This window comes from Streptomyces sp. SA15 (genome assembly GCF_002291145.1).
GTDB lineage: Bacteria > Actinomycetota > Actinomycetes > Streptomycetales > Streptomycetaceae > Streptomyces.
The window spans coordinates 1-7,765 of sequence record NZ_NTGE01000087.1 but is presented as its reverse complement, the minus strand read 5'-3'; the positions used below and the strand labels follow the sequence as shown (position 1 = coordinate 7,765).

The 7,765-nt window shown below is 72.4% G+C and carries 7 protein-coding genes and 1 pseudogene; 3 read left to right on the top strand and 5 right to left on the bottom strand.

Going from position 1 to position 7,765, the window contains the following annotated elements; genetic code table 11:
• Both CLM62_RS51515 and CLM62_RS16260 read right to left on the bottom strand, forming a co-directional pair.
• Nucleotides 1-156: pseudogene (locus CLM62_RS51515) on the bottom strand (ROK family protein); the annotation flags it as partial.
• 93 nt (nt 157-249) lie between these two features.
• Nucleotides 250-891: an alpha-ketoglutarate-dependent dioxygenase AlkB gene (locus tag CLM62_RS16260; RefSeq protein ID WP_095750592.1), complete on the bottom strand. Its 642-nt coding sequence runs from the start codon at nt 889-891 to the stop codon at nt 250-252.
• Nucleotides 892-958: 67 nt separating this feature from the next.
• Between CLM62_RS16260 and CLM62_RS16255 the strand changes: the two genes are divergently transcribed.
• Complete coding sequence (locus tag CLM62_RS16255; RefSeq protein ID WP_095750591.1) at nt 959-2,092, top strand: methyltransferase; 1,134 nt, start codon at nt 959-961, stop codon at nt 2,090-2,092.
• Here CLM62_RS16255 and CLM62_RS16250 read toward each other — a convergent pair.
• Genes CLM62_RS16250 through CLM62_RS16240 form a run of 3 tightly spaced genes read right to left on the bottom strand, consistent with a single transcriptional unit; the run spans nt 2,082 to nt 4,677 of the window.
• The gene (locus CLM62_RS16250) at nt 2,082-2,855 is read right to left on the bottom strand and encodes an AraC family transcriptional regulator (protein WP_095750590.1); all 774 of its coding nucleotides are present in this window, start codon (nt 2,853-2,855) and stop codon (nt 2,082-2,084) included. The genes CLM62_RS16255 and CLM62_RS16250 overlap by 11 nt on opposite strands.
• A gap of 59 nt (nt 2,856-2,914) precedes the next feature.
• Entirely contained in the window at nt 2,915-3,763 is an 849-nt protein-coding gene (locus CLM62_RS16245; protein ID WP_095750589.1) for a class II fructose-bisphosphate aldolase, read from the bottom strand.
• Nucleotides 3,764-3,795: 32 nt separating this feature from the next.
• Nucleotides 3,796-4,677 carry an SIS domain-containing protein gene (locus CLM62_RS16240; RefSeq protein WP_095750588.1) on the bottom strand — a complete coding sequence of 294 codons (882 nt, stop codon included), beginning with the start codon at nt 4,675-4,677 and terminating at the stop codon, nt 3,796-3,798.
• 121 nt (nt 4,678-4,798) lie between these two features.
• On the opposite strand from CLM62_RS16240, the gene CLM62_RS16235 reads away from it, so the two are divergent.
• Together CLM62_RS16235 and CLM62_RS16230 are read left to right on the top strand one after the other, a co-directional pair.
• Complete coding sequence (locus tag CLM62_RS16235; protein WP_095750587.1) at nt 4,799-5,578, top strand: DeoR/GlpR family DNA-binding transcription regulator; 780 nt, start codon at nt 4,799-4,801, stop codon at nt 5,576-5,578.
• 76 nt (nt 5,579-5,654) lie between these two features.
• The gene (locus CLM62_RS16230; protein ID WP_095750586.1) at nt 5,655-7,484 is read left to right on the top strand and encodes a glycoside hydrolase family 15 protein; all 1,830 of its coding nucleotides are present in this window, start codon (nt 5,655-5,657) and stop codon (nt 7,482-7,484) included.
• The last annotated feature ends 281 nt before the right edge of the window (nt 7,485-7,765 follow it).

The window sequence follows — 7,765 nt, the reverse complement described above, 5'->3', positions numbered from 1 at the left end:
CACGCCGAGCTCGGCGGTGAGCACGGCGCGGGTCGGCGCGCGACCGGTGTGCACGAGCTCCAGCGCGGGCCCGAGCGCGCCGCGCCCCCGGTCCAGCCGCGTCCTAGAGGTGGTCGTCCCTTCCCCCGCCGTCCGGGGGTCCGCCTTCCCGCTCATGAGGGCGAGTCTCCCATGATCCGCAGGCCCCGGCGTCCTAGGGCCTGTGTCGAAAGTGGCGCCTGCCGGACGACGCCACTTTCGACACAGGCCCTACAAGCCGCTGACCCTGAGCGTGATGTTCAGCCGCCCGGTCAGGCCCAACTCCGGCGGTGCCGTGCCCGCCTGGACCCGGGGCACCCCGTGGTAGGCGAGCCGGGAGGGGCCGCCGAACACGAACAGGTCGCCGCTGCGCAGCTCGACGTCCGTGTACGGGCGGGTCCGGGTCTCGGTGTTGCCGAAGCGGAAGACGCAGGTGTCACCGAGGCTCAGGGACACCACCGGCGCGTCCGACTTCTCGTCGCTGTCGCGGTGCATGCCCATGCGGGCGTCGCCGTCGTAGAAGTTGATCAGGGCGATGTCGTACGGAGCGGCTTCCGCACCCAGCGCGTCCCGCACCGCGCGTCGGCCCAGCTCGCCCAGCCACTCCGGGAACGGCTTCACCGGCGTACCGTCGCCGTCGACGACCGTGCGGACGTAGGCGTACGGATACCAGTGCCACCCCAGACACACCTGGCGGGCGGTCATCGTGCCGCCGCCGGGTGTGCGGACCGTCCGCAGTCCGGCCGGCGGGCGGGACCATTCGCGGCAGGCCTCCACCAGCTCGCGCTGCCGGTCCGCGTCCAGCCAGTCCGGTACGTGCACCGCGCCCGGCGCGATCTCCGTACGGGGCCTGGGGAACAGGTCGGCGTTCATGGTTCCCATCCTGCCCGAAGGGGCTGAGCTGCGGCTGGGCTAGCCTGGGCGCACGATGAGCGACCGTATGACGACCCCCTGGGGCGAGCTCGCGCTGGCCCGCTTCCCCGAGGACCCGCGCGAGAGGCTGCGCGCCTGGGACGCCTCCGACGAGTACCTCCTCAGGCATCTCGCGGACCAGGAGACCTCGCTGTCCGGCACGGTCGTGGCGGTCGGTGACCGCTGGGGCGCGCTGGTCACGGCGCTCGCGGCGCACCGGCCGGTGCAGATCACCGACTCCTTCCTCGCCCAGGAGGCGACCCGGGCGAACCTCGAGCGCAACGGCGTCGAGACCGGCTCCGTACGGCTGCTAACCACGCAGGACCCGCCGCCCGACCGCGTCGACGTTCTGCTGGTACGCGTGCCGAAGAGCCTGGCGCTGCTGGAGGACCAGTTGCTGCGGCTGGCGCCCGCGGTGCACGAGGGCACGGTCGTCGTCGGCACCGGCATGGTGAAGGAGATCCACACCTCGACGCTGCGGCTGTTCGAGCGGATCCTCGGCCCGACCCGCACCTCGCTCGCCGAGAAGAAGGCCCGGCTGATCTTCTGCACGCCCGAGCCGTCAGGGGAGCCGACTGCCAACCCCTGGCCCTACAGCTACACCCTCCCCGACGGCATCGGCCCTGTCTCGGGCCGCACGGTCGTCAACCACGCGGGCGTCTTCTGCGCCGACCGCCTCGACATAGGTACCCGGTTCTTCCTCCAGCACCTGCCGGTCACGAAGGGCACGCGCCGGGTCGTGGACCTCGGGTGCGGCAATGGTGTCGTCGGTACGGCGGTCGCGCTGGCCGACCCCGAGGCCGAGGTGCTGTTCGTGGACGAGTCGTTCCAGGCCGTGGCCTCGGCGAAGGCGACGTACAAGGCGAACGGCGTGCCGGGACACGCCGAGTTCCGGGTCGGGGACGGGCTGGCGGGGGTGCCGGCCGGCAGCGTCGATCTCGTGCTCAGCAATCCGCCGTTCCACTCCCACCAGGCGACGACGGACACGACGGCGTGGCGGATGTTCTCCGGGGCGCGGCGCGCGCTCAGGCCGGGCGGCGAGCTGTGGGTGATCGGCAACCGTCACCTCGGGTACCACGTGAAGCTGCGGCGGCTGTTCGGCAACAGCCGGCTCGTCGCCGGGGACCCGAAGTTCGTGGTGCTGAAGGCCGTCAAGACGTAGCCGGCCCCCGCAGGGCCCGGGGGGAGGCGCCCAGTTCGCGTCGGCACGCCTTGTTGAACGCCTGGAGGTCGGGGATGCCGACGGATGCGGCGACGGCGGGGATGGACAGCGTCGAGGCGCGCAACAGATGGTGGGCGCGGTCGAGTCTGCGGCGGCGGATGTAGCCGACGACCGTGGCGCCGGTGGCGTCGCGCAGCAGCCGGGTGAGGTGGTTGTGCGAGACGCCCGCGGCCCGCGCGACCTCCGGGACGGTGAGCGGGGCGGCCAGGTGGGCCTCGATGTAGGCGATGGCGGCGCTGATCGCCGGATGCGGGCCGGGGCGTCCGGCGGCGGGGGCCAGCTCGGCGATGCGCCACAGCGCGGTCCAGATCTCGGCGCGGGTGCGCTCGGGCTCGCGCGGCACGGAGGCGACGGCCTGCCGCAACAGGGTGCTCAGGACGGGGAGTTCGGGGCCGGCGTCCTGCACGAGGGGCAGGGTGCGGGCGGGGCCCGCGGCCGGGACGCGCAGGTGGGCGTAGAGGTGCTGGGAGCGGCCCCGGTAGCGGTAGCGGACCGTGACGCCGGGCGGGACCAGGCTCACCCGGCCCGGACGGATGAGGTGCGCGGTGCCGTCGACGTCGAGCTCGGCGTCGTACTCGTACAGGTGCAGCTGCCACAGCTCGGGGAGCCGGAAGACATCGGTACGGCTCGCGACACCGTGCACGCCGACGCCGGCGTTCGCCACGAGAGGCGGTTCGCCGAGGTGGAGCTCGGTCTCGTACATGGCGGGAAGTTATCAGGGCGGCCGAGGGCCTCGCCCGCCACGGTCTCAGGCCCCTCCGGTCAACCGATCACCCTGATCGTCCCGGCCACCGCCCGCACCATCGCCTCCCGCCCCACGGTCAGGTACGCGCGCGAGTCGACCGCCTCGGGGTGGGCGGCCAGGAACCGCCGGATCGCGTCGGTCATGGCGATGTTGAGGGCGGTGCCGACGTTCACCTTGGTGATGCCGCCCGCGACGGCCGCGGCCAGCTCGGTGTCCGGGACCCCGGAGGAGCCGTGCAGGACGAGCGGTACGGCCAGCGTCCCGGCCAGGCGCTCGAGGAGGTCGTGGTCGAGGGTGGCGGTGCGGGTGGTCATCGCGTGCGCGCTGCCGATGGCGACGGCGAGGGCGTCCACTCCGGACTCCGCGACGAAGACACGGGCATCGGCGGGGTCGGTGCGGGCCTCGGGAGCGTGTGCGTCCAGCGGCGGCTCACCGTTCTTGCCGCCCACCTCCCCCAACTCGGCCTCGATCCAGAGCCCTTGGGAGTGCGCCCAGTCGGCGGCGGCCGAGGTCGCGGCGAGGTTCTCGGCGTACGGGAGGCGGGAGGCGTCGTACATCACGGAGCTGAATCCGGCGCCGGGTGCCTGACGCAGCAGGTCGTCGCTGCGCACATGGTCCAGATGCAACGCGACGGGCACGGCGGCGCGTTCGGCGGCGGCGACGGCCGCGCGGGCGAGCGGGAGCAGTCGTCCGTGGCGGAACCTGACGGCGTTCTCGCTGACCTGGAGGACGACGGGCGCGTTCATGGACTCGGCGCCGGTGATGACGGCCTCGATGTGTTCCAGCGTGATGATGTTGAAGGCGGTGACGGCGGACCGCTCGGCGGCGGCGCGGATGACGAGTTCGCCGGTGGTGACGAGGGGCACGGCCTCTCCCTTTCCTGAAGTTGCCCGGGGTGTCAGGGCGCGAGGATCACCGAGCGGGTGAGGTGGCGCGGCCGGTCGGGGTCCAGGCCGCGGGCCGCGGCGACGGCGACGGCGAGCCGCTGGGCGCGGACCAGTTCGGCGAGCGGGTCGAGGCCGCCCGCCACCCACAACCCGCCGGTGCCCCGCACCTGTTCGGCCAGTCCGTCCGGTGCCTCGCCGAGCATCCAGGTCGCGGTGCCCCGGGTGGTGATGCTGATGGGGCCGTGCCGGTACTCCATCGCCGGGTAGGCCTCGGTCCAGGCGAGGGAGGCCTCGCGCATCTTCAGTGCGGCCTCGTTGGCCAGTCCCACGGTCCAGCCGCGGCCGAGGAAGGTGAACTGCGTGCAGTCGACGACCCCTTCGGGCAGTGGAGTGCCGAGCGCGGTACGGGCGTCGGTGACCACGTCGTCGGTGTGCAGGCCGAGGTGGGCGCGCAGCAGGGTCAGCGCCGTGGTCGCGAACCGGGTCTGCACGACGGACCGTTCGTCCGCGAAGTCGAGCACGACGACGTCGTCGGCGGCCGCCATGACGGGCGTGGAGGGGTCGGCGGTGAGGGCGCTCGTCCGCGTACGGCCCCTCACCTTCTCCAGCAGTTCGAGGACTTCGGTGGTGGTGCCGGAGCGGGTGAGGGCGACGACCCGGTCGTACGGGCGGCCGTACGGGAACTCCGAGGCGGCGAAGGCGTCCGTCTCGCCCTGGCCCGATCCCTCGCGCAGCGCCGCCACCGCCTGCGCCATGAAGTAGGAGGTGCCGCACCCGACGATCGCGACCCGCTCACCCGGCGCCGGCAGTGCCCCGGCGTGCTCCCCCGCCTGAGCCGCGGCGCGCGTCCAGCACTCGGGCTGGCTGGTCAGCTCGTCCTCGACATGTGTCATGCCCACCTCCTTGGCTTGATTTTTCTTGCAAGATATAGCGAGCTTTCGAGCGCAATCAAGCATTCCACGCGTTCGCTGGTCGCGCTAGGCTCGCCAAGAGATCGAGGAACGGAGGGTGCGGATGTCGCGCGACGCCCGCTGGCAGGCGCTGCTGGAACTGCTCGTGGAGCGGGGCCGGCTGGACGTCGAGGAGGCGGCCGCCGAGCTGGAGGTCTCGGCGGCGACGATCCGCCGCGACTTCGACCAGCTGGCCGAGCAGCAGATGCTCGTGCGCACCCGGGGCGGCGCCGTCGTGCACGGCGTGTCGTACGAGCTGCCGCTGCGCTACAAGACCGCCCGCCGCGCCTCCGAGAAGCAGCGCATCGCCAAGGCCGTCGCGGAGCTCATCGCGCCCGGCGAGGCGGTGGGCCTGACCGGCGGCACGACCACCACCGAGGTGGCGCGCGCCCTGGCCGTGCGCGGTGACCTGGCGTCCGGCTCGCCCGCGCTGACCGTCGTCACGAACGCGCTGAACATCGCGGGCGAGCTGGCGGTCCGCCCCCAGTTCAAGATCGTGCTGACCGGCGGGGTGGCGCGCCCGCAGTCGTACGAGCTCGTCGGGCCGCTCGCGGACGGCGTGCTGAGCCAGATCACGGTCGACGTGGCGGTGCTCGGTGTGGTCGCCTTCGACGTCACGCACGGTGCCGCCGCCCATGACGAGGCGGAGGCCGCGATCAACCGGCTGCTGTGCGAGCGGGCCGAGCGCGTCATCGTCGCCGCCGACTCCAGCAAGCTGGGCGGGCGGGCCTTCGCCCGGATCTGCGCTGCCGACGCGGTGGACACGCTGGTCACGGATTCGGCCGCCGATGCGGAGACGGTGCGCCGCTTCGAGGAGGCGGGGCTCAGGGTCGTCGCGGTGTGAGGCCGATTCCCGGCACCTCCGTGTACGAACCCACCTAAGCTGTGGGTGAGGTTCGTGCCGGGCCAGGGAGGCTGTAATGGGCGGAGCACCGAGGGACCAGTACGCCCCCGGGACGTACCTGCCGATCGCCGAGCACGGGCTGATCGGGGATCTGCGCAGCGTCGCCCTGGTGGGGACCGACGGCACGATCGACTGGTACTGCTGTGGGGCCTTCGACGCACCGAGCGTCTTCGCCTCGGTCCTGGACGCGGAGCGCGGCGGCTGCTTCGAACTGGCGGCGGCCGTGCCGGCGCGGACCAAGCAGTTCTACTTCCCCGACACCAACGTCCTGATCACACGCTTCTTCACCGAGGACGGCGTCGGCGAGGTGCAGGACTTCATGCCCGTCGACGGCGGCTCGGTGGAGGCCGAGCGGCACCGGCTGATCCGGCGGGTGGTCTGCGTGCGCGGCTCCATCCCGTTCCGCGCCCGCGCGGCGCCACGCTTCGACTACGGCACCCAGCCGCACACCGTCCGCATGGCCGGCGACGTCGCGGTCTTCGACTCCGCCGCGCTGTCGCTGGGCCTGACCGCGACCGTGCCCCTGGAGATCGACGGCCTGGACGCGCGGGCCGACTTCAAGCTGGCCGAGGGCGAGTCGACGGTGTTCGCCCTGGACCAGGTCGGCGGTGAGGTGACACCGCGCCGGTGCGCGCGGACCGAGGCCGAGGAACAGTTCAACAGCACGGTGGCGTACTGGCGGCACTGGCTGTCCGCGTCGAAGTACCGCGGCCGCTGGCGCGAGATGGTGCACCGCTCGGCCCTCACACTCAAGCTGCTGACGTACGCGCCCACGGGCGCCATCGTGGCCGCGCCGACGACGAGCCTGCCCGAGCAGCTCGGCGGCGAACGCAACTGGGACTACCGCTACGTGTGGGTGCGCGACGCCGCCTTCTGCGTCTACGCGCTGCTGCGGCTGGGCTTCACCGGCGAGGCCGAGGCGTTCATGAAGTTCCTGACCCGGTACGTCAGTCCGTGCGACGGCGGGCAGGCCGGCCCGCTCCAGATCATGTACGGCATCGACGGCCGCACCGACCTGACCGAACGCGAACTGGACCACATGGAGGGCCACCGGGGCTCGGCGCCCGTACGGGTCGGCAACGGCGCCGCCGACCAGCTGCAACTCGACATCTACGGCGCGCTCATCGACTCGATCTACCTCTACGACAAGTGGGCCCAGCCGATCTCCAGCGACCAGTGGGACGACGTGTGCGAGCTGGTGGACTGGGTGTGCGAGCACTGGGACCAGCCCGACGAGGGCATCTGGGAGACCCGCGGCGGCCGCAAGAACTTCCTGTACTCGCGGCTGATGTGCTGGGTGGCGATCGAGCGGGCGATCCGTATGGCCAACCGTCGCGGTCTGCCCGCCGACCTGACCCGCTGGCGGGAGTGCCGCGACACGATCTACCGGCGGATCATGCGGCGTGGCTGGTCCGAGGCGCGGCAGGCCTTCGTCCAGTACGAGGACGGCGAGGTGCTGGACGCGGCCGTGCTGATGATGCCGCTGACGAAGTTCATCGCCCCCACCGACCCCAAGTGGCTGTCCACGCTGGACGCGCTCACCCGGGAACTGGTCTCCGACTCGCTGGTCTACCGCTATGACCCGGTGGCCAGCCCCGACGGATTGCGCGGCGACGAGGGCACGTTCTCCATCTGCTCGTTCTGGTACGTCGAGGCGCTCGTGCACGCCGGACGGCTCGACGAGGCCCGGCTGGCCTTCGAGAAGATGCTCACCTACGCCAACCATCTGGGCCTGTACGCGGAGGAGATCAGCAATACCGGCGAACAGCAGGGCAACTTTCCGCAGGCGTTCACCCATCTCGCCCTGATCAGCGCCGCGTTCAACCTGGACCGGGCCCTCGGCTGACGGCGGAAGGGTCCCGTTCGGAATTCGATGGGCGACGATCCGGCGGCGGACTCGGGGTGCCCGTGGTGACCGGAGGGCTGTATCCGGGGCTCCTGCTGCGGCGGCAGCGCCGGGCGGGCCGTATCTGAGGACCCACCCGGGGTCCACGCCGGCCGCGCGGTGCTCGACGGGCTGCGCGCCGGGTTCGACGCGTCCGGGGGCCTGCCGTCAGCGTGCCGCCGACCTTTCATCGCACCGCCGCGGTGGCGCGAGGTCGCACCCGGCCGGTGGGCGTCGCCGGG